This is a genomic window from Arthrobacter sp. 10L424, from assembly GCF_056395325.1.
In genome coordinates this window covers 142,604-161,986 of record NZ_JBFTJH010000006.1, presented here as the reverse complement: position 1 = coordinate 161,986, position 19,383 = coordinate 142,604, and the positions used below count along the sequence as shown (strand labels likewise).

The following is a 19,383-nucleotide window of genomic DNA, read 5'->3' as shown; positions in this document are numbered from 1 at the left end:
GCAGCCTTCCGGACGTCAGCAGTCTTCCGGGCGGCGCCCGGGCGGCCCTCGAAGCCGTCCTGATGGTCATCGACCAGCCGGCGACGGCGGTCGAGCTCGCCGCGGGGCTGAACCTGACGGTCGACGTCGTCGAGGGGCTGCTCGTGGAACTGCAGCGGGAGTATAACGGCTATACTGTTAATGCCCCGGATGTGGACGATGCCAGTTTCGCTAGCAATAGTGCTGGCTTCAGTGCCACCGCCCGGGGTTTTGAATTGCGGAGTATTGCCGGAGGCTGGCGGATCTATTCGCGCGCTGAGTTTGCTGACATTGTCGGCGGATTCGTGCTTGAAGGACAGACAGCCAGGCTGACGCAGGCGGCGCTCGAAACGCTCGCCGTCATCGCTTACCGCCAGCCCGTATCGAGGGCGCGGGTGTCTGCAATTCGAGGAGTCAATGTTGACTCTGTCGTGCGGACGCTGACGCAGCGGGGGCTGATCGAGGACTCGGGAACTGATCCCGAATCCGGGGCCATCCTGTACCGCACGACGTCGTATTTCCTGGAGCGAATGGGAATCGGCTCGGTGGCGGAATTACCGCAACTTTCACCCCATCTTCCGGGGCTCGAAGGCATCGAAGAGTTTTACGACTCAGGAAGAATGTAGGCAGGAACAACTGCCTGCGCAGAAGTATCCACCGGGGCAGAAGCTTTTTGTCCCAGCCGGCGGGTGCTGTCGGGAGACAGCGGCCGTGGCCAACAAACGAAGGACGGGTCATGACACAGGCGGGACGCCAGGGTTCACCACGTAACGGTTCGGGACGCAACAGCGCCGGACAAAATTCAGCGCAGGGCTCAGGCCGCGGCGCACAGGGCGGCGCCGCCCGCAGCGGCGGAGCCGACTACAAGGGCGGCTCAGGCCGCGGCGCGCAGGGCGGAAGCCGCACCGGGGGAGCAGGCTACAAGGGCGGCGGCGACAGCCCCTTCAAGCACCCCAAGCCCCGAGAAGAGGCCTTCATCGATCCGGACCTGCAGGGACCCGACGGCGCGCCCTCAAGCCGCCCGGCGTCCGGGGACTGGAAGTCCAAGGCGCCCTCCGGCAAGGAGGCTGCCCGCAAGGCTGCCGCCCGCAAGCCCGGCTTCGGCAAGGCCCCCGGCACGCCGGGAGCGCTCAAGCCCAAGCCCCGCGTCGGCGCCGGAGCGGCGAAGGCCACCGGTTCCCGCGCCTTCGGCAGCGAACGCTTCGGCCAGAGCCTCGGACCCGTGCGCAAGCCGGCCCGCAAGCGCGGACCCCGCGCCGAGGTGCCCCAGTCTGACCTGCACGACCAGGACGGCATCCGCCTCCAGAAGGTCATGGCGTCGGCCGGCGTCGCCTCGCGTCGTGTCTGCGAAGAAATGATCGCCGAGGGCCGTGTTGAGGTCGACGGCCAGGTCGTCACCGAGCTCGGCGTCCGGATCGACCCGAAGACCGCCGTGGTCCACGTGGACGGTCTGCGCATCCAGCTCGACGAGAACATGGTCTACATGGTGTTCAACAAGCCCAAGGGCGTTGTCTCCACGATGGAAGACCCGGACGGCCGGCCCTGTGTCAGCGACTTCGTCCGCAACAACCACGGCGAACGCCTGTTCCACGTCGGACGCCTCGACGTCGCCACCGAGGGACTGCTGCTGCTGACGAACGACGGCGAACTCGCCAACCGCCTGACGCACCCCTCCTACGAAGTCCCCAAGACCTACCTGGTGCAGGTCCGCGGCCCGTTCCCGCAGGGCATCGGCGCGGAGCTGAAGGCCGGCGTCGAACTCGAAGACGGCATCGCTTCGGTGGACTCCTTCCGGCTGGTGGACTCCACCCCGGGCCACGTGCTGATCGAGGTCGTGCTGCACTCGGGCAAGAACCGGATCGTCCGCCGTCTGTTCGACGCCGTCGGTTTCCCGGTGCTTCGCCTGGTCCGCGTGAAGGTCGGCCCCATCGGCCTGGGCGACCAGCGCCAGGGCAGCATCCGCAACCTCGGCAAGCAGGAAGTCGGCCACCTGCTGGCATCCGTAGGGCTGTAAGGCATGTCCGCCTTTCGCACCCACGGCCGCGGCCACCTCAACGGTCCGGTGGTGGTCGTGGGGACCGGGCTCCTGGGCACCAGCATCGGGCTGGGGCTGCGGGGCCGCGGAGTGGCAGTCTTCCTGTCCGACCCTTCGCCCACCAACCAGGCCGTCGCCGTCGACATCGGCGCAGGCCTGCCTTTGGCGCGCCTCGACGGCGAGCAGCCTGAACTCGTTGTGGTCGCCGCACCGCCGGATGTCACCGCGGATGTTGTCCAGCGCGCCCTCACGGACTACCCCGAGGCAACCGTCGTGGACATCGCCAGCGTCAAGGCCGGCATCCAGGCCGAGCTGCGCGAACGCGGCGCCGACCTCGGCCGCTACGTGGGCACCCACCCGATGGCGGGCCGGGAAAAGTCTGGTCCCGTCGCCGCCCGCGGCGAACTCTTCACCTCGATGCCGTGGGTCCTGTGCCCCTCGGAGGAGACCCTGCCCCAGGCGCTGCAGGCGGCGCGTGCGCTGGCCGGCGACCTCGGCGCGGTCGTCTCCGAATTCGGGGCCGAGGAACATGACGAGGCGGTGGCGCTCGTCTCGCACGTGCCCCAGGTGGTGTCCTCCCTCGTGGCCAGCCGGCTGCAGGGCACGCCCCTGCATGCGCTGTCCTTGGCCGGCAACGGGCTGCGGGACGTCACCCGGATCGCGGCCAGCGACCCGACCCTGTGGGTGCAGATCCTTGGCGCCAACGCAGAAAAGGTCGTGGAGATCCTGCACGGCGTCCGCGAGGACCTCAACCGGCTCATTGGGACGCTTGAGAACCCGACGGCGCCCGGCGCCCGGCTCGATCTCGCCCAGCTGATCAGCGAAGGCAACGCCGGGCAGTCCCGCATCCCGGGCAAGCACGGCGGACCCCCGCAGGCGTACTCCTGGCTGACCGTCCTGGTGGACGACACGCCCGGACAGATCGCCAAGCTCCTCACGGAGATCGGCGAGATCGGCGTCAACCTCGAGGACCTCCGGCTGGACCACTCGTCCGGACAGAACGTGGGCATGGTGGAAATCTCCGTCCTGCCCAACAAGCACGAACTGCTCATCGAAGCCCTCAACGACCGCGGATGGCAGGTACTCCAGTAATGACCCAGGAACTTATCGAAACCGTGGACATTCTCCGCCCCGGAAAAAGCCTCGTCGTCGCCATCGACGGGCCGTCCGGATCGGGCAAGTCCAGCGTCAGCAAAGAGGTGGCACGCCGGCTCAGGCTGGCGTACCTCGACACGGGCGCCATGTACCGTGCCCTGACCTGGTACTGCCTGGACAGCGGCACGGACCTTGAAGACGCAGCCGCTGTCGAGGCCGCCGCGGAAAACCTGCCGCTGGAGATCAGCACCAGCCCCGCGGAGGAATACGTCCGGGTCGGCGGCACCGACGTCACGCTCGCGATCCGGGAGCCGTCCATTTCGGCTGCCGTCAGCTCGGTCGCCACCACCCTTGGCGCCCGCACCGAACTGATCCGCCGGCAGCGCGTGCTGATCGAAAAGCACCACCGCCGCATGGTGGTAGAAGGCCGGGACATCACCACCGTCGTCGCGCCCCACGCCGAAGTGCGGATGCTGCTCACGGCGAGCGAAGAGGCGCGCCTGCGCCGCCGGGGCATCCAGCTCGGCGGCAGCCAGAACGCCGAACAGCTCGCAGCGCAGGTCACCCAGCGCGACGCGAAGGATTCAACCGTGGTGAACTTCACCCGGGCCGCCGACGGTGTGGTGACGCTGGACTCCTCGGAGCTCGACTTCGCCGAAACCGTCGAGGCCGCACTCAGCATCGTGAACCGCATCGCCAACCATCAGGACCTCGACCGTGACTGACGCCCGGCAGGATGCACAGACTCAGGACGAGTCTCCGGCGCAGTCTCCGGCCCGGGCCACGGTGCCGGCCCTGTGGACCACCGTCTGGAGCCGGCCCGTTGGCTGGGTCCTGAACCACGTCCTCTACCGGACATCGGTCACGGGACGCGCCAACGTCCCGGCGGCCGGTCCGGTCATCTTCGCCGGCAACCACATCAGCTTCCTGGACGGACCGGTGATGTTCGGGGCATCGCCGCGTGCCATGCACATCCTGGTCAAGAAGGAAATGTTCAAGGGCTTCCTTGGCCGCGTGCTCCAGGCGTCCGGCCAGCTGGCGGTGGACCGCACGGGCGACCGGGCTGCCCTCCTCACCGCCAAAAACGTGCTCGACGCCGGACGGTGCGTCGGCATCCTTCCCGAAGGGACGCGGGGGAGCGGCGAAGCCTCCGCCATCAACAAGGGCGTCGCCTGGCTCGCGCTGAACTCCGGCGCGACCGTGGTCCCCGTGGCCATCCTCGGCACCCGGACCGGCAGCGAACACCTCGACGCCGTTCCACGGCTGCGCCGCCGGCTGCACGTCAGCTTCGGCGGGGCCCTCAACGTCAGCCGCAGGCCCGGTGAGACCGGGCGTGTTTCAATGGACAGGGCCGGAACCGAGATCCGCGCCGCGCTGGCCCGCCATGTCCAGGACTCGATCCAAAGAACAGGGCAGCCCTTGCCCGACGCGGATTCCCCGCAAGAACGTCATGAAGCAGTAGCCGGGACGCCGGCAGATCACCCCATAAGGAAAGTGCAATGAGCGATACGACTCAAACCTCCGGCCCGTTCGGCGCCGGCGAAGACGAATACACGCCCACCGGCACGGACCAGGTGGCCGAGCACCTCGCCGCCCTGGACGACGAGGAAGCAGAGCTCCGCGCGGCCTCCCTCCGGGCCGGTCTGGACGATTACGATCTGGATGAAGACGACGCGGCCCTCCTGAGCGGCGACTACGACGACGAGGACTTCGACGGCCCGGTCAAGCTTGACCCGGTCCTGGCCATCATCGGCCGGCCCAACGTGGGCAAGTCAACGCTGGTGAACCGTATCCTGGGCCGCCGCGAAGCCGTGGTGGAAGACACCCCCGGTGTCACGCGTGACCGTGTCATGTACTCGGCCACCTGGAACGGCCGGAACTTCACCCTGGTCGACACCGGCGGCTGGGAGCACGACGCCCGCGGCATCCACGCCCGCGTTGCCGAACAGGCCGAGATGGCCGTGGAACTCGCCGACGCCGTGCTGTTCGTCGTCGACTCCGCCGTTGGCGCCACTGCCACGGACGAAGCCGTCGTGAAGATGCTCCGCAAGTCCAAGAAGCCGGTCATCATTGTGGCCAATAAGGTGGACGACTTCGCACAGGAAGCGGACTCGGCAACGCTCTGGGGCCTCGGCTTCGGCGAGCCGTACCCGGTTTCGGCACTGCACGGACGAGGCGTTGCCGACCTCCTGGACCACGTTATGGACACCCTCCCCGAGTTCTCCACGATCGAGGGCCTGGAGCGCTCCGGCGGTCCGCGCCGGATCGCGCTGATCGGGCGTCCGAACGTCGGCAAGTCCTCGCTGCTGAACAAGCTGGCAGGTTCCGAGCGCGTTGTTGTGGACAACACCGCCGGCACCACGCGTGACCCGGTCGATGAGTTCATCGAACTCGGCGGCCGCACGTGGCGCTTCGTGGACACCGCCGGCATCCGCCGCCGCCAGCACATGGCCCAGGGCGCTGACTTCTACGCCTCGCTGCGCACGCAGAGCGCCCTCGAAAAGGCCGAGGTCGCCGTCGTGCTCCTCGCAGTGGACGAGGTGCTCAGCGAGCAGGACGTCCGCATCCTGCAGCTGGCCATCGAATCCGGCCGGGCACTGGTTCTCGCGTTCAACAAGTGGGACCTGCTCGACGACGAACGCCGCACCTACCTGGAACGCGAAATCGAGCAGGACCTCGCCCACGTGGCCTGGGCGCCGCGCGTCAACATCTCGGCGCTGACCGGGTGGCACAAGGACAGGCTGGTCCCTGCCTTGGATACCGCCCTGGAAAGCTGGGACAAGCGGATCGCCACCGGGCGGCTCAACGCCTTCCTTGGCGAACTCGTCGCGGCGCACCCGCACCCGGTCCGCGGTGGCAAGCAGCCCCGCATCCTCTTCGGCACCCAGGCGTCCAGCCGCCCGCCGAAGTTCGTGCTCTTCACCACCGGGTTCCTGGACCCGGGCTACCGCCGCTTCATCACCCGCCGGCTCCGTGAGACCTTCGGTTTCGAGGGCACGCCGATCGAGGTCAACATGCGTGTCCGGGAAAAGCGCGGCAAGAAGCGTTAATTCCGACACAGTTGCCCGTGACATGCTGAAAGTGTCACGGGCACCCTCCGGAATCGTGTAAGCTTTTCAAGGTGGTTCGGCCGGACTGCTCAGATGAAATCCACTGGATACCAGCGGGCGGCATCGGGAGCGGAGAACGGCGGAACCAGCGGGCTGTAGCGCAGCTTGGTAGCGCACTTGACTGGGGGTCAAGGGGTCGCAGGTTCAAATCCTGTCAGCCCGACCATAGAAACAGCAGGTCAGAGGCCGTTTCCGGAGAATTCCGGAGGCGGCCTTTGCTGTTTAACCGTCCGTGGTGGCATCGGGCATGGCCTCGGGGAAGGACTCACGAAGTGCCGCAAGCAGCCGGCCGAAGATGTCATCCTCGCTTCCCAGGCCGTCGACGCTCAGGAGGATCCCGCGCTGTAAGTAGGCGGAGGCCACGGGCGCTGTCTCCTGCTGGTAGAGCTCCAAACGGTGCCGGATGACGTTCTCGGTATCGTCGCTGCGTCCGGTCATGGTGGCGCGGTGGAGCAGCCGCCGGACGAGTTCGGCGTCGTCAACCCGCAATTGCAGGGCAACGTCCAGCTCCTGCCCGCTGGCGGCAAGGATGACGTCGAGTTCAGCCAGCTGTGCCGTGTTTCGGGGATACCCGTCCAGGAGGAAACCGCCCTTGACGTCGCTGTGGTTCAGGCGCTCACGCACCACACGGTTTGTCAGGGTGTCGGGTACCAGGTCGCCCGCATCCAGATGCCCCGTGACTTCCCGGCCCAGCGGCGTCTGATTCTTCACGTGGTCACGGAAAGCCTCTCCGGTGGACACCCCGGTGATGCCGAGGCGCCGGGACAGTCGCTCGGCCTGGGTGCCCTTGCCGCACCCCGGGGGTCCCATAATCAGCATTCGCATCGTTGAGGCAACTCCCTATGGCGGCGTACACAAGCGTCCTTGTATCGTGTCCGCCCGGAGGCGCCAGCGCAAGGGAGCTGGGAACGACGGCGGGCTCCGCACCCTGCACGCCCGCGCCTTTTCGGGAAGCGCCTATTTCAGAAAGGACCTATTTCAGGAACCGCGACGTCCGGCGGTCGGCCAGGATCTTCCCCTGGGTCTGGCAGCTCGGACAGTACTGCAGGGCCGTATCCGCAAACGACACTTCCCGAACCGTGTCACCACACACCGGGCACGCTTCGCCGGCGCGGCCGTGGACCCGCATGTGGCTGCGCTTCGTGTCCTTCAGTTCGCCGGGCGGTTTCCCGCTGGCTTCCTCCACCGCGGTCCCCAGGATGTCGTGGATGGCGTCGTAGAGCCGCTGCACCGCATCCCGGTCCAGGGATTTGGCGATCGCGAAGGGCGACAACCGGGCCGCGTGCAGGATCTCGTCACTGTAGGCGTTTCCGATCCCGGCGATCACGCTCTGGCTCCGCAGGACACCCTTGACCTGCTGGGAACTGGCGCCGAGAATCCCGGCCAGGGTATCGACGTCGAACCCGGGACTGAACGGGTCGGGTCCCAGTGCGGCGATGCCGGGGACATCGGACGGGTCCCGGACCACGTACACCGCGAGGCTCTTCTTCGTGCCGGCCTCAGTCAGGTCGAGACCGAGCGGGCCGGAGCTCCCGGAAAAGGACAGCCGCGCCGCCAGGTAGCCCTTGCCCATTTTTAGCTGGGTCCCGGTGGGCGCGTCGGTGAAGCGGACCCAGCCGGCCCGGGCCAGGTGGAAAACAAAATACAACCCGTCGGCTTCCAGGCTGACGAACTTCCCGAAGCGGCGCACCCCGGTCACGGTCCTGCCCTCCAGCCCGGAGAAAGGGGGATCGGCCGATTTGAGCACCGCGAAGGAGACGATCTGGATCCCGCTGACTACCGTCCCGAGCAGCTGCCCGGCCAGATAGTCCGTCAGGGCGGCTACCTCCGGAAGTTCGGGCATTGCCGGCCTGTTTCGGCTTGTTCAGTCATCGCTTCATCATGGCAGAATCCTCCCCGGGTAGGGCCGGATATGCCTATACTTTCACCGGCGGACAGTTCACCTGCCTGCCGAAGACAATGGTGATTGACCCGATGAAAGGCCCGTCATGAGCAACATTCCCGAAGAGCTGTCCTACACCGCAGAACACGAGTGGGTTTCAGCCCCGAACGCAGACGGTGTCGTGCGCGTGGGCATCACCGATTTTGCCCAGGACGCGCTGGGGGACGTCGTCTACGCCCAGATGCCGGAGGCCGGCACCACGATCAAGGCAAACGACGTCGTCGGCGAGGTCGAGTCCACCAAGAGCGTCAGCGACATCTACGCCCCCGTTTCCGGCGAAGTGGTGTCCCGTAACGAGGCCCTGGACACCGATTCCGCCCTGATCAATTCAGATCCCTACGGCGAGGGCTGGCTGATGGAAATCAAGCTTGCGGAGGCCGACGCGGTCGAGTCGCTCCTCAGTGCATCTGAGTACGAACAGCAGGTAGGCTAAAGCAAAGGCCTTTTCGGGCCGGGTCGTTGGCACAGGCGCTGGGAAACCAGCCGGACAACGCCCCGCCGAAGGGCTGAATCCCGGATTTGCCAGGCTTTTCCGGACGGCATGCGTTGTTTGCAGGGGGGACACCTGCAGCGAATGGAGGAATCAATGTTTGGGCACGAACGCAACAACACCGGTGACGGTTTTGGCACGGGTGGAGTGAAGGCTTCGGAGACCACGTCGATCAACCTCACCCCGGTCCGCGATGAACCCACCATCACCCCGAAGCTTTCGGCTGAGGAGCGGACCGCCGTTGAGGCGCTGCCGTACGGCTCTGCCCTGCTGGTGGCGCACAGCGGACCCAACACGGGCGCCCGTTTCCTGCTGGACTCGGACACCACGACGGCGGGCCGGCACCCGGATGCCGACATCTTCCTCGACGACGTCACGGTTTCGCGCCGCCACGTCGAGTTCCGCCGCACGGCGCGCAGCTTCGAAGTCGTGGACACCGGCAGCCTGAACGGCACTTACGTCAACCACGACCGCGTCGACAGTGTGGAGCTGAAATCCGGCAACGAAGTGCAGATCGGAAAGTTCCGCCTTACCTTCTACCTGAGCCCTGCCCGCGCAGCAGGCAACGTCTGATTCCGGGGTAGCTGCCTGTGGCCATGGCACACGCGGAACGGCGCGGACCCCAGGTCCTGAACATCGGGGAAGTCCTGGCTCAGTTGAGCGATGAATTCCCGAGCATGACCGCGTCGAAAATCCGGTTCCTTGAGGAAAAGGGGCTGATCAACCCCCAGCGGACCCCTGCCGGCTACCGGCAGTACGCCGAGAACGACGTCGAGCGGCTGCGCTTTGTGCTGTCCCTCCAGCGGGACCAGTACCTGCCGCTAAAGGTCATCAAGGACTATCTTGATGCCATCGACCGCGGAGAGCGCCCCGACAACCTGCCTCCGGGCGTCACGGTCTCGCCGCGGATTGTCTCCGAGGAACTGGCGTCCGAACTGCAGAACCGGGTCCGCCGGCTCAGCGAGGAACAGCTCCGGGCCGAATCCGGCGCGAGCGTGCCCCTGGTTGAATCGCTCCTGAGTTTCGGACTGATTGGCCATGTCAACGGAAAGTTCGATGAGAACGCCCTGCAGGTGGCACGCGCCTGCGTCCAGCTGGAGAACCACGGCCTGGAGCCGCGGCACCTGCGGCCCTTCCAGGCCGCCGCCGAGCGCGAGTTCGGACTGGTGGAGCGCGCGGTGGCCACCCTGACTTCCCGCAAGGATGCCGCGTCCCACGCCCGGGCCGCCGAGGCTGCCCGGGAGATCAGCGAGCTGTGCCTGACGCTGCACCGCGCCCTGGTCCAGGACCGCATCTCGAGGATGGACATCTGATGATTGAGGTGGAGATCGTAGGCGTGCGGATTGAACTTCCGTCCAATCAGCCGCTGGTCCTGCTCAAGGAGATCCATGGGGAGCGGCACGTGCCGATCTGGATCGGCACGCCGGAGGCCAGCGCCATCGCCCTGGCCCAGCAGGGGGTCGTTCCGCCGCGCCCCATGACGCACGACTTGCTGGTCGACGTCGTCGAGTCCCTCGGCCACAGCATTGTCAGCGTCAACATTGTGGCCGTGGAGGACAACATCTTCTACGGGCAGCTCCAGTTCGAGAACGGGACCACCGTCAGTTCCCGCGCCTCCGATGCCCTGGCGCTTGCCCTTCGCGCGAAGTGCCGGATCTGGTGCGCCGACGCCGTGATGGAAGAGGCCGGCGTCCGCATCACCGAACACGACGAGGGCGAAGACACCCACCCGGGGCCCGCCGTCGACGAAGAGGGGGAACTGCGCCGTTTCCGCGAGTTCCTCGACGACGTCGAGCCTGAGGATTTCGCGGGTTGACCCTTCGCCAACGTTAAAGTCGAGGATGAAAGTTTCGACACGCCCCGGCAATACCTCGAACGTCTTTGACCTTGGGCCCCGTCGGGCCTAACGTCAGAAGTACAAGTTCCCATTGCACGCGACAGCCGCTCAGGTCACACTGGAAGGTGGAGCCCCGGCAGAATTACACGGATGAATTTTATCCATCCGTGGAATGATTTAGCCAGGGATAACCGGTTGTTACTGCATTTTCCGCAGGGGAGCCAATACGAGGAGGATCCACGTGAGTCCGAAAGGCGAAGCAGGCGAGCTCAAGCAGTCCGCGACGGCTGGTGTAGCTGTGCCCGCTAGCGGTGCCCAGGGCCTGCTGTTCACCGAGGATCTCCCTGTCCTGGACGAGGATGCGGGCTACCGCGGTCCTACCGCCTGCAAAGCGGCCGGCATCACGTACCGCCAGCTGGACTACTGGGCACGCACCGGGCTGGTGGAGCCCGCTGTCCGCGGCGCCGCCGGTTCAGGCTCGCAGCGCCTCTACGGTTTCCGCGACATCCTGGTCCTCAAGGTCGTCAAGCGTCTCCTGGATACCGGCGTTTCACTGCAGCAGATCCGCACCGCCGTCGAGCACCTCCGGGAGCGCGGCGTCGAGGATCTCGCCCAGATCACCCTGATGAGCGACGGTGCCAGCGTGTACGAATGCACTTCCGCGGATGAGGTCATCGACCTCGTCCAGGGCGGACAGGGCGTCTTCGGCATCGCCGTCGGCCGGGTCTGGCGGGAAGTGGAAGGCAGCCTCGCGGCCCTTCCCAGCGAACACGCCAGCGACCAGTCGTTTCCCGACGACGAACTCAGCAAGCGCCGCGCCGCCCGCAAGATCGGCTAGGCTGCAGCCCCAGGAATTCACCAACGGCGAAGGCCGCCTTCCCTAAGGAAGGCGGCCTTCGCCGTTGGTGCCACTCTGCAGGGTTTGGTACCTGCGGGCGCCGAGCCGGACACTGCTCAGCGGTGCACGCGCTCCCGGACCGGAGCGCCGGCTTGGCCGCCGTCCGTGGCCAGCAGATTTGCCAGCAGCGCATCGAACAGGGCAGCGGCGTTCTTTGCCGATTCCCCGGGCCAGTGGTGGATGGAGTGGGCGGCACCCTGGATCTGCTGCCAGTTGGCCTGCTCCGGGATGTGCGGGGACAGCAGCAACCCGCCGAACATGGCCTCCATCTCCGACAGCCTGAAAGTGTGCTCCGCGGAACCGGTGCGCACCCGGTTGGCGACAATGCCCGCGGGGGAGAGGTTCGGGGCGAATTCCTGGCGGAACAGCTGGATGGCGCGCATAGTGCGTTCCGTGCCTGCGACCGAGAAGAGCCCCGGTTCGGCGACGAGGGTGACCTTGTCACTGGCGGACCAGGCCATCCTGGTGAGTCCGTTCAGCGAGGGCGGGCAATCCACCAGGACCAGCTCGTAGTTCTGTGCGCCGGCCAGCACCGCGGAGAGCCGGCGGAGGTCGCGGCGGCCCAGATCGGGGCGGTCGTAGATGCCGGTGTACGCGGAGCCGACGGCGACGTCAAGGACGGGTGCCGCAGTGCCGGCGGAGACGCCGCCGTTCGCGGCCGCCCGTTCCACCCAGCCGCTGGGGACCACGTTGTCGGCCAGCTTGGCCCGCCGGGGAGCCTTGAGCATCCGGCCGATGTCCAGCTGGTCTCCCGGCCGGACGCCGAGGGCCGTACTCGCATCCGCGTGGGGATCAAGATCGACGACGAGGGTGGGGATGCCGGCGGCCAGTGCCGCGGACGCCAAACCAGTGGTCACCGATGTCTTGCCGACACCGCCTTTGAGGCTGCTGATGCTGACTACTTGCACTTGAAAAACCAATACCTAACGCCGGTTGCCGGGACGGGGTCCTGCCGGCTCCTGCGTTCTCCGGAGCCGGGGCGTGCATGCGCCACCCACCTCTTCATCATATGTTGCCGCCCTGCCGAAACCCGCCTCATCCGATGCCGGGGCGGCAGATGATGGATAAGCTTCAATCGGGGCCGGATCCGCCCCTGCCTGATGTACCTGCCTGATGTACGTGTCTAATCCGGCATACGTGACGCCGGCCTCTGTGACGGTCGCCACAATAATTTGTGTTTGCCCGTTACGGTCTTGGACACTGTGACCAATTACCGATACACCCGCAATGATGCAGGAGAAGTATGTTTTCGAAGATTCTGGTGGCCAATCGCGGCGAAATCGCGATCCGTGCCTTCCGCGCCGCCTACGAACTTGGCGCCAAGACCGTAGCCGTCTTCCCGCATGAGGACCGCAACTCCATCCACCGCCAGAAGGCCGACGAGGCTTATCTGATCGGCGAAGAGGGCCACCCGGTGCGCGCCTACCTCGACGTCGACGAGGTGGTCCGCGTCGCGAAGGAGGCCGGGGCCGATGCCATCTACCCCGGTTACGGCTTCCTCTCCGAAAACCCGCGCCTGGCCCGCTCCGCCGCCGCGGCCGGCATCACCTTCGTGGGCCCGCCGGCCGAAGTGCTCGAACTCGCCGGCAACAAGGTCGCAGCACTCGAAGCCGCCCGCAAGGCCGGTGTTCCGGTCCTGAAGTCGAGCCAGCCTTCGAAGGACGTCGACGAGCTCATCGCCGCCGCGGACGTGATTGGCTTCCCCATATTCGCCAAGGCCGTCGCCGGCGGCGGCGGGCGCGGCATGCGCCGCGTGGACACCCGCGAGGCCCTGCCCGAGGCCCTGCAGGCAGCCATGCGCGAAGCCGATGCCGCGTTCGGTGACCCCACGATGTTCCTGGAGCAGGCCGTCCTGCGCCCCCGCCACATCGAGGTCCAGATCCTGGCCGACGCGGAGGGCAACGTGATGCACCTCTTCGAGCGGGACTGTTCCATCCAGCGCCGCCACCAGAAGGTCATCGAGATCGCCCCGGCCCCGAACCTTGACGAAGGCATCCGGCAGGCGCTGTACCGCGACGCCGTGAAGTTCGCCAAGGCACTGAACTACGTCAACGCCGGCACCGTCGAATTCCTCGTCGACACCGTGGGGGAGCGGGCCGGCCAGCATGTCTTCATCGAAATGAACCCGCGCATCCAGGTCGAGCACACCGTCACCGAGGAAGTCACCGACGTCGACCTGGTCCAGGCGCAGCTCCGCATCGCCGCCGGCGAGACCCTCGCCGACCTGGGCCTGTCCCAGGAGACGGTCCAGCTCAAGGGCGCGGCCCTGCAGTGCCGCATCACCACGGAGGACCCGGCCAACGGCTTCCGGCCCGACGTCGGCAAGATCACCGGTTACCGTTCGGCCGGCGGCGCCGGCGTGCGGCTCGACGGCGGAACCGTCTACTCCGGCGCCGAGATCAGCCCGCACTTCGACTCCATGCTGGTCAAGCTGACCTGCCGCGGCCGCGAGTACCCGGCCGCCGTGGCCCGGGCCCGCCGTGCCCTCGCCGAGTTCCGCATCCGCGGCGTCTCGACCAACATCTCCTTCCTGCAGGCCGTGCTGGACGACGCCGACTTCATCGCGGGCAACGTGGCCACCTCGTTCATTGACGAACGCCCCGAACTGCTCAAGGCCAGGGTGTCCGCGGACCGCGGCACCAAGCTGCTGACCTGGCTCGCGGATGTCACCGTGAACAAGCCCAACGGCGAGCTCACGGTCCACAGCGATCCCGCCGCCAAGCTCCCCGCCCTGGACGACGCCGCTGCCCGGCCGGGTTCGCGCCAGCGGCTGCAGGAGCTGGGTCCGGAGGGCTTCGCGGCTGCCCTGCGCGCGCAGGAGGCCGTCGCCGTCACCGACACCACCTTCCGTGACGCCCACCAGTCGCTGCTCGCCACCCGGGTCCGCACCCGCGACCTGGTGGCTGCCGGCCCCGCGGTCTCCAAGCTCCTCCCGGAACTGCTCTCCGTCGAGGCGTGGGGCGGTGCCACGTACGACGTCGCCCTGCGCTTCCTCGGCGAGGATCCCTGGGACCGGCTCGCGGCGCTGCGCAAGGCGCTGCCGAACGTCTGCCTGCAGATGCTCCTCCGCGGCCGCAACACGGTCGGCTACACCCCGTACCCGGAGGAGGTCACGGTGGCCTTCGTCAACGAGGCCGCCGCCACCGGCATCGACATCTTCCGCATCTTCGACGCGCTCAACGACGTCAATCAGATGGCCCCGGCCATCCGCGCCGTCCGCGAGACCGGCACGGCCGTCGCTGAAGTGGCCCTCTGCTACACCGCGGACATGCTGGATCCGGACGAGACGCTCTACACCCTGGACTACTACCTGGAGCTGGCGCAGAAGATCGTCGACGCCGGTGCGCACATTCTGGCGATCAAGGACATGGCCGGCCTGCTGCGTCCCGCCGCCGCGGCCCGGCTCGTTACGGCCCTGCGCGAACGCTTCGACCTCCCGGTGCACCTGCACACGCACGACACCGCGGGCGGGCAGCTGGCAACATTGCTGGCCGCCGTCGACGCCGGCGTGGACGCCGTGGACGTGGCCTCCGCGTCGCTGGCCGGCACCACCAGCCAGGTCTCGGCCTCGGCCCTGGTCGCCGCGCTGGCCCACACGCCCCGCGACACGGGCCTCAGCCTGGCCAGTGTCTGCGCCCTGGAACCGTACTGGGAAGCGGTGCGCCGGGTCTACGCACCCTTCGAATCCGGCCTCCCGGGCCCCACCGGGCGCGTATACCAGCACGAGATCCCCGGAGGCCAGCTCTCCAACCTGCGCCAGCAGGCAATCGCACTGGGACTCGGTGAGCGCTTCGAGGCCATCGAGGACATGTACACCGCGGCGGACCGCATCCTCGGCCGGCTCGTGAAGGTCACGCCGTCCTCCAAGGTCGTCGGCGACCTCGCCCTGCACCTGGTGGGACTCAATGCCGATCCCGCGGACTTCAACGAGAATCCGCAGAAATACGACATCCCGGATTCCGTCATCGGGTTCCTGTCCGGTGAACTGGGCGATCCGCCCGGGGGCTGGCCGGAACCGTTCCGCACCAAGGCCCTGCAGGGCCGCACGGTCAAGGTCCGGGACGTCGAGCTCAGCGCCGAGGACAGCGCCGCCCTTAAGGGGGACTCCAAGACGGTGCAGCAGACGCTGAACCGCCTGCTGTTCGCCGGGCCCACCAAGGACTACCAGAAGAGCGTGGAGAACTACGGCAACCTCTCGGTACTGGACACCCGCGACTACCTGTTCGGACTGCAGCGCGGCGCCGAACACGAGATAGAACTGGAAAAGGGCGTCAACCTGATCGCCTCGCTCGAAGCGGTCTCCGAGGCGGACGAGAAGGGCATGCGCACCGTGATGTGCACGCTCAACGGGCAGTCCCGCCCGGTGGTGGTCCGCGACCGTTCCGTGGTCAGCAATGTCAAGGCCGCCGAACGCGCCGACACCTCCCAGCCGGGCCAGGTCGCGGCACCGTTCGCCGGCGCCGTCACCCTGACCGTCAAGTCCGGTGATGCGGTCAAGGCCGGAGACACGGTCGCCACGATCGAGGCCATGAAGATGGAAGCCTCCATCACGACGCCGGTCGCCGGCACTGTCTCACGCCTCGCCGTCGGCGCGATCGAACAGGTCCAAGGCGGGGACCTGCTGCTCGTCGTGGAATAGCCGCCACGCAACGCAACACCGGACAACACAGCACGACAACGAAGAAGGGTCCATCCGGCCGAAGCTGGATGGACCCTTCTTCATAAAGCAACGCGGGGTCAGACACCGCCCATCCGGAGCTCCCGGACCGGCGGCAAGTGACCCCGCGTTGCTGTACTGCTGTTAGACCTTGGTGGGACGCGGGGCGCCGTACATTTCCTCGATGACGTTCTCGAAGTCCTTCATCACCTGGGCGCGCTTGACCTTCATCGACGGCGTCAGGTGCCCGGAGGCTTCCGTGAAGTCGGCGGGCACGATCCGGAAGGACTTGATCGCCTCGGCCTGGGACACCGACTGGTTGGCGCCGTTGATGAGTTCCTGCACAGCGGCCTTGACCACCGCGTTGTCGGTGGCTTCTGCAAGGGTCGTCGAGGCGGGCAGGCCGTGGCGGTGCAGCCAGCCGGGCAGGGCCTCCTCGTCGAGGGTGACCAGGGCGCCGATGAACGGGCGGTTGTCACCCACCACGAGGACCTGGGACACCAGCGCGTCGGCGCGGATCTGGTCTTCCAGCAGGGCCGGCACCACGTTCTTGCCGCTGGCAGTGACGATGATTTCCTTCTTGCGGCCCGTGATGGTCAGGAACCCCGCCTCATCGAGCTGTCCGATGTCGCCGGTGCGGAACCAGCCGTCCTCGAAGGACTCGCTGGAGAGGTCCTCACGCTTGTAATAGCCGCGCATGACGCACACGCCCTTGGCGAGGATCTCGCCGTCGTCGGCGATTTTCACGGCGTTGCCGGGAATCGGGGCGCCGACGGTGCCGATCTTGATCAGCTCCGGCGTGTTCACCGTGACGGGGGCCGTGGTCTCGGTCAGGCCGTAGCCCTCCAGGATCTGCATGCCGATGCCCTGGAAGAAGTGCCCCAGCCGCTCGCCCAGCGGGCCGCCGCCGGAGACGGCGTGCGCCACCTCGCCGCCCATGGCGGCGCGGAGCTTGCTGTAGACGAGCTTGTCGAAGAGGGTGTGCTTGAGCTTGAGGCCCAGGCCCACTTTGCCGGCCTGGCGGGCGCGGGAGAACTCGATCGCGGTGTCCGCGGCGCGGTGGAAGATGGCGCCCTTGCCACCGTCCTCCGCCTTGGTGAGGGCCGAGTTGTAGACCTTCTCGAAGACGCGCGGCACCGCGAGGATGAAGGTCGGCTTGTAGCTCTGCAGGTCCGGCAGGAGGTTCTTGATGTCGGGCGTGTGCGCCACGGTCACGCCCGCGGCCACGGCGAGCACCGAGATGAACCGCGCGAACACGTGGGCGAGCGGCAGGAACATGATGGTCCTGGCCTGCTCGTGCACGATCTTGTTCAGCGAGGTGGCCAGGGCGTTTTCGGAGAGTTCAACGAAGTTGCCGTGGGTCAGCTCGCAGCCCTTCGGCCGGCCGGTGGTGCCCGAGGTGTAAATGATCGTGGCGAGGTCCGCGAGGGATGCCTGGCTGCGCCGGGCCTCGAGTTCCTCGTCGCTGACGGCCGCGCCGGCGGCGCGGACCTCGTCGAGGCCGGCCCCCTCGAGCTGCCACACGTGCGCCAGGTCGGTAAGGCCTTCAGAGGTGGCGGCCTGACGGATGATGTTTTCGTGGTGGGCGGACTCACCGAAAGCGGCGACGGCGCCGGAATCGCCAAGGTTCCAGGCAACCTGGGAGGGGGAGGAGGTCTCGTAGATCGGCACGGAGACGGCGCCGGCGAACCAGACGGCGAAGTCAATGAGCGCCCATTCGTAGCGTGTGCGGGACATAATGCCCACCCTGTCGCCGGCGGCGACCCCGCTGGCCATCAGGCCCTTGGCGAGAAGCGAAACATCGGCCAGGAAATCGGTGGCCCGGATGTCCTGCCACTGGCCGGCGGCGTCGAGGCGGGAGAACAGGGCCGGGTTGGAGGCCTTGGCGGCCTGGCGCAGGACCAGGTCCGTGACGTTCGATTCCGGGGGGACGTTGACCAGGGGCGGGACACTGATTTCTCGCACGTTAGCTCCTTTGATATCCATAGACCCGCGAGGGGTACGACTAACACTAGTATGTCGTTCAAGGCATGTGTGTTCCACCACACCTACTGGCGAGTAACATTAACGTTTGTGGACGCCGCTGCAGCCTGACAAGCAGCGGCAGAGCAGTGGAACCCGCCGGCCGACAGCCCGACGGTGCGGCCCGGTGGTGCGGCCCGTGCGGGGGCGCTCCGGCGAATAGGATGGGGAACCATGCACACACCTACACCCGGACAGCAGCCCGGCCCGTACCGCAGGACAGCAGCATGGCGCCGCCGGGCCTTTGCCGGATCTGCCGCCGGAGCGGCCGCCGGGCCGGCCGCGCAGGGGTTCCGTGAGCATCTGCGGCTGGGCCGGAAGGGCCTCGCCATCGGGGTGGACATCGGCGGCACCAAGGTGGCGGCCGGCGTCGTCGACGCGGAGGGCAGGATCCTCTCCCAGGCCAAGCGCTCCACTCCGGGCAATGACCCCCGGGCGGTCGAACAGGTCATTGTTGAACTCGTCGAGGAGCTCGGAGCGGGCCACCGGATCTGGTCCGTCGGGATCGGCGCAGCCGGCTGGATGGACCTCGACGGCGGCACCGTGCTGTTCAGCCCGCATCTGGCGTGGCGCAACGAACCCCTCCGGGACAACCTGCAGCGCCTCCTGCGCAGGCCCGTGCTGCTGACCAACGACGCCGATGCGGCCGGCTGGGCGGAATGGCGCTTCGGCGCAGGGCAGGGCCAGAACCGCTTGGTCTGCATCACGCTCGGAACCGGAATCGGCGGTGCCATGGTGATGGACGGCCGCCTCGAGCGCGGACGGTTCGGTGTGGCCGGGGAATTCGGCCACCAGATCATCATGCCCGGCGGCCACCGCTGCGAGTGCGGCAACCGGGGCTGCTGGGAGCAGTACGCGTCCGGCAACGCGCTCGGCCGGGAAGCCCGGGAACTTGCCGCCGCCAACTCCCCGGTGGCCCAGGAACTGCTCAAAGCGGTCGACGGCAACGTGGAGCGCATCACCGGAGTGATAGTCACCGAGCTGGCCAAGGCCGGGGACCCGACTTCCCGGGAGCTGCTCGAAGATGTCGGCGAGTGGCTCGGACTTGGCCTGGCTAACCTCGCGGCCGCGCTGGATCCGGGCAAGTTCGTGATCGGCGGCGGACTCTGCGATGCCGGCGAACTGCTGGTCGGCCCGGCCCGGAAGGCCTTCGCCCGGAACCTGACCGGCCGCGGCTTCCGGCCCGCGGCGGAAATCGAGCTGGCGGCCCTTGGCCCGAACGCGGGCCTGATTGGTGCTGCGGACCTGTCCCGGGTCAGCAGCCGCATGCACAGCTAGG

At 67.4% G+C, this 19,383-nt stretch carries 17 protein-coding genes and 1 tRNA gene; 14 read left to right on the top strand and 4 right to left on the bottom strand.

Annotated features, from left to right (window positions below; all coding sequences use genetic code 11):
- Positions 1-62: 62 nt before the first annotated feature.
- The 7 genes from scpB (at position 63) to AC1DC5_RS12680 (ending at position 6,424) form a co-directional block, all read left to right on the top strand.
- Positions 63-644: an SMC-Scp complex subunit ScpB gene (gene scpB / locus AC1DC5_RS12710; protein ID WP_476865424.1), complete on the top strand. Its 582-nt coding sequence runs from the start codon at positions 63-65 to the stop codon at positions 642-644.
- A 110-nt stretch (positions 645-754) separates the two neighbouring features.
- The gene (locus AC1DC5_RS12705) at positions 755-2,032 is read left to right on the top strand and encodes a pseudouridine synthase (protein WP_476865372.1); all 1,278 of its coding nucleotides are present in this window, start codon (positions 755-757) and stop codon (positions 2,030-2,032) included.
- A 3-nt stretch (positions 2,033-2,035) separates the two neighbouring features.
- Positions 2,036-3,145, top strand: a complete 1,110-nt coding sequence (locus AC1DC5_RS12700) for a prephenate dehydrogenase (RefSeq protein ID WP_441405324.1) — start codon at positions 2,036-2,038, stop codon at positions 3,143-3,145.
- A complete protein-coding gene (gene cmk, locus AC1DC5_RS12695) occupies positions 3,145-3,873 on the top strand; it encodes a (d)CMP kinase (protein ID WP_476865371.1) in 729 nt (242 codons plus the stop codon). The genes AC1DC5_RS12700 and cmk overlap by 1 nt, the downstream gene beginning before the upstream one ends.
- A 70-nt stretch (positions 3,874-3,943) precedes the next feature.
- Positions 3,944-4,651 (top strand): lysophospholipid acyltransferase family protein, encoded by a 708-nt coding sequence (locus AC1DC5_RS12690; protein WP_476865423.1) that lies wholly within the window; start codon positions 3,944-3,946, stop codon positions 4,649-4,651.
- Positions 4,648-6,198 (top strand): ribosome biogenesis GTPase Der, encoded by a 1,551-nt coding sequence (gene der, locus AC1DC5_RS12685; protein ID WP_441405326.1) that lies wholly within the window; start codon positions 4,648-4,650, stop codon positions 6,196-6,198. The genes AC1DC5_RS12690 and der overlap by 4 nt, the downstream gene beginning before the upstream one ends.
- 149 nt (positions 6,199-6,347) lie before the next feature.
- A tRNA-Pro gene (locus tag AC1DC5_RS12680) sits at positions 6,348-6,424 on the top strand.
- A 56-nt stretch (positions 6,425-6,480) separates the two neighbouring features.
- On the opposite strand, the gene AC1DC5_RS12675 is transcribed toward AC1DC5_RS12680, so the two are convergent.
- Together AC1DC5_RS12675 and AC1DC5_RS12670 are read right to left on the bottom strand one after the other, a co-directional pair.
- Positions 6,481-7,077, bottom strand: a complete 597-nt coding sequence (locus tag AC1DC5_RS12675) for an adenylate kinase (protein WP_476865422.1) — start codon at positions 7,075-7,077, stop codon at positions 6,481-6,483.
- 154 nt (positions 7,078-7,231) lie between these two features.
- Positions 7,232-8,101, bottom strand: coding sequence for an Fpg/Nei family DNA glycosylase (locus AC1DC5_RS12670; RefSeq protein ID WP_476865370.1), 870 nt, complete (start codon positions 8,099-8,101; stop codon positions 7,232-7,234).
- Between the two features lie 145 nt (positions 8,102-8,246).
- Here AC1DC5_RS12670 and gcvH point away from each other — a divergent pair, with 145 nt between their 5' ends.
- The 5 genes from gcvH to AC1DC5_RS12645 all read left to right on the top strand — a co-directional run bounded on the left by gcvH (position 8,247) and on the right by AC1DC5_RS12645 (position 11,365).
- Positions 8,247-8,633: a glycine cleavage system protein GcvH gene (gene gcvH, locus AC1DC5_RS12665; RefSeq protein WP_441405328.1), complete on the top strand. Its 387-nt coding sequence runs from the start codon at positions 8,247-8,249 to the stop codon at positions 8,631-8,633.
- Positions 8,634-8,786: 153 nt separating this feature from the next.
- A complete protein-coding gene (locus AC1DC5_RS12660) occupies positions 8,787-9,263 on the top strand; it encodes an FHA domain-containing protein (protein WP_441405329.1) in 477 nt (158 codons plus the stop codon).
- A 23-nt stretch (positions 9,264-9,286) separates the two neighbouring features.
- Positions 9,287-10,003 carry a transcriptional regulator FtsR gene (gene ftsR / locus AC1DC5_RS12655; RefSeq protein WP_441405330.1) on the top strand — a complete coding sequence of 239 codons (717 nt, stop codon included), beginning with the start codon at positions 9,287-9,289 and terminating at the stop codon, positions 10,001-10,003.
- The gene (locus AC1DC5_RS12650) at positions 10,003-10,506 is read left to right on the top strand and encodes a bifunctional nuclease family protein (RefSeq protein ID WP_426976985.1); all 504 of its coding nucleotides are present in this window, start codon (positions 10,003-10,005) and stop codon (positions 10,504-10,506) included. Before ftsR ends, AC1DC5_RS12650 begins: the two co-directional genes overlap by 1 nt.
- Positions 10,507-10,768: 262 nt before the next feature.
- Positions 10,769-11,365 carry a MerR family transcriptional regulator gene (locus AC1DC5_RS12645; RefSeq protein WP_476865369.1) on the top strand — a complete coding sequence of 199 codons (597 nt, stop codon included), beginning with the start codon at positions 10,769-10,771 and terminating at the stop codon, positions 11,363-11,365.
- 116 nt (positions 11,366-11,481) lie between these two features.
- Here the strand turns inward: AC1DC5_RS12645 and AC1DC5_RS12640 are convergent, their stop codons facing one another.
- On the bottom strand, positions 11,482-12,333 hold the full coding sequence (locus AC1DC5_RS12640; RefSeq protein ID WP_476865368.1) for a ParA family protein: 852 nt from the start codon (positions 12,331-12,333) through the stop codon (positions 11,482-11,484).
- 335 nt (positions 12,334-12,668) lie between these two features.
- On the opposite strand from AC1DC5_RS12640, the gene AC1DC5_RS12635 reads away from it, so the two are divergent.
- A complete protein-coding gene (locus tag AC1DC5_RS12635) occupies positions 12,669-16,064 on the top strand; it encodes a pyruvate carboxylase (RefSeq protein ID WP_476865367.1) in 3,396 nt (1,131 codons plus the stop codon).
- A gap of 162 nt (positions 16,065-16,226) precedes the next feature.
- On the opposite strand, the gene AC1DC5_RS12630 is transcribed toward AC1DC5_RS12635, so the two are convergent.
- Positions 16,227-18,047: an AMP-dependent synthetase/ligase gene (locus AC1DC5_RS12630; RefSeq protein WP_441405334.1), complete on the bottom strand. Its 1,821-nt coding sequence runs from the start codon at positions 18,045-18,047 to the stop codon at positions 16,227-16,229.
- Positions 18,048-18,278: 231 nt separating this feature from the next.
- On the opposite strand from AC1DC5_RS12630, the gene AC1DC5_RS12625 reads away from it, so the two are divergent.
- Positions 18,279-19,382 carry an ROK family glucokinase gene (locus AC1DC5_RS12625; protein ID WP_476865366.1) on the top strand — a complete coding sequence of 368 codons (1,104 nt, stop codon included), beginning with the start codon at positions 18,279-18,281 and terminating at the stop codon, positions 19,380-19,382.
- Position 19,383: the final 1 nt, after the last annotated feature.

Coding starts and splice junctions, on each gene's coding strand:
- AC1DC5_RS12705 (WP_476865372.1), top strand. CDS start 755: ATGACACAGGCGGGACGCCAGGGTTCACCACGTAACGGTTCGGGACGC.
- AC1DC5_RS12660 (WP_441405329.1), top strand. CDS start 8,787: ATGTTTGGGCACGAACGCAACAACACCGGTGACGGTTTTGGCACGGGT.
- AC1DC5_RS12650 (WP_426976985.1), top strand. CDS start 10,003: ATGATTGAGGTGGAGATCGTAGGCGTGCGGATTGAACTTCCGTCCAAT.
- der (WP_441405326.1), top strand. CDS start 4,648: ATGAGCGATACGACTCAAACCTCCGGCCCGTTCGGCGCCGGCGAAGAC.
- AC1DC5_RS12700 (WP_441405324.1), top strand. CDS start 2,036: ATGTCCGCCTTTCGCACCCACGGCCGCGGCCACCTCAACGGTCCGGTG.
- ftsR (WP_441405330.1), top strand. CDS start 9,287: ATGGCACACGCGGAACGGCGCGGACCCCAGGTCCTGAACATCGGGGAA.
- AC1DC5_RS12625 (WP_476865366.1), top strand. CDS start 18,279: ATGCACACACCTACACCCGGACAGCAGCCCGGCCCGTACCGCAGGACA.
- cmk (WP_476865371.1), top strand. CDS start 3,145: ATGACCCAGGAACTTATCGAAACCGTGGACATTCTCCGCCCCGGAAAA.
- gcvH (WP_441405328.1), top strand. CDS start 8,247: ATGAGCAACATTCCCGAAGAGCTGTCCTACACCGCAGAACACGAGTGG.
- scpB (WP_476865424.1), top strand. CDS start 63: ATGGTCATCGACCAGCCGGCGACGGCGGTCGAGCTCGCCGCGGGGCTG.
- AC1DC5_RS12670 (WP_476865370.1), bottom strand. CDS start 8,101: ATGCCCGAACTTCCGGAGGTAGCCGCCCTGACGGACTATCTGGCCGGG.
- AC1DC5_RS12635 (WP_476865367.1), top strand. CDS start 12,669: ATGTTTTCGAAGATTCTGGTGGCCAATCGCGGCGAAATCGCGATCCGT.
- AC1DC5_RS12675 (WP_476865422.1), bottom strand. CDS start 7,077: ATGCTGATTATGGGACCCCCGGGGTGCGGCAAGGGCACCCAGGCCGAG.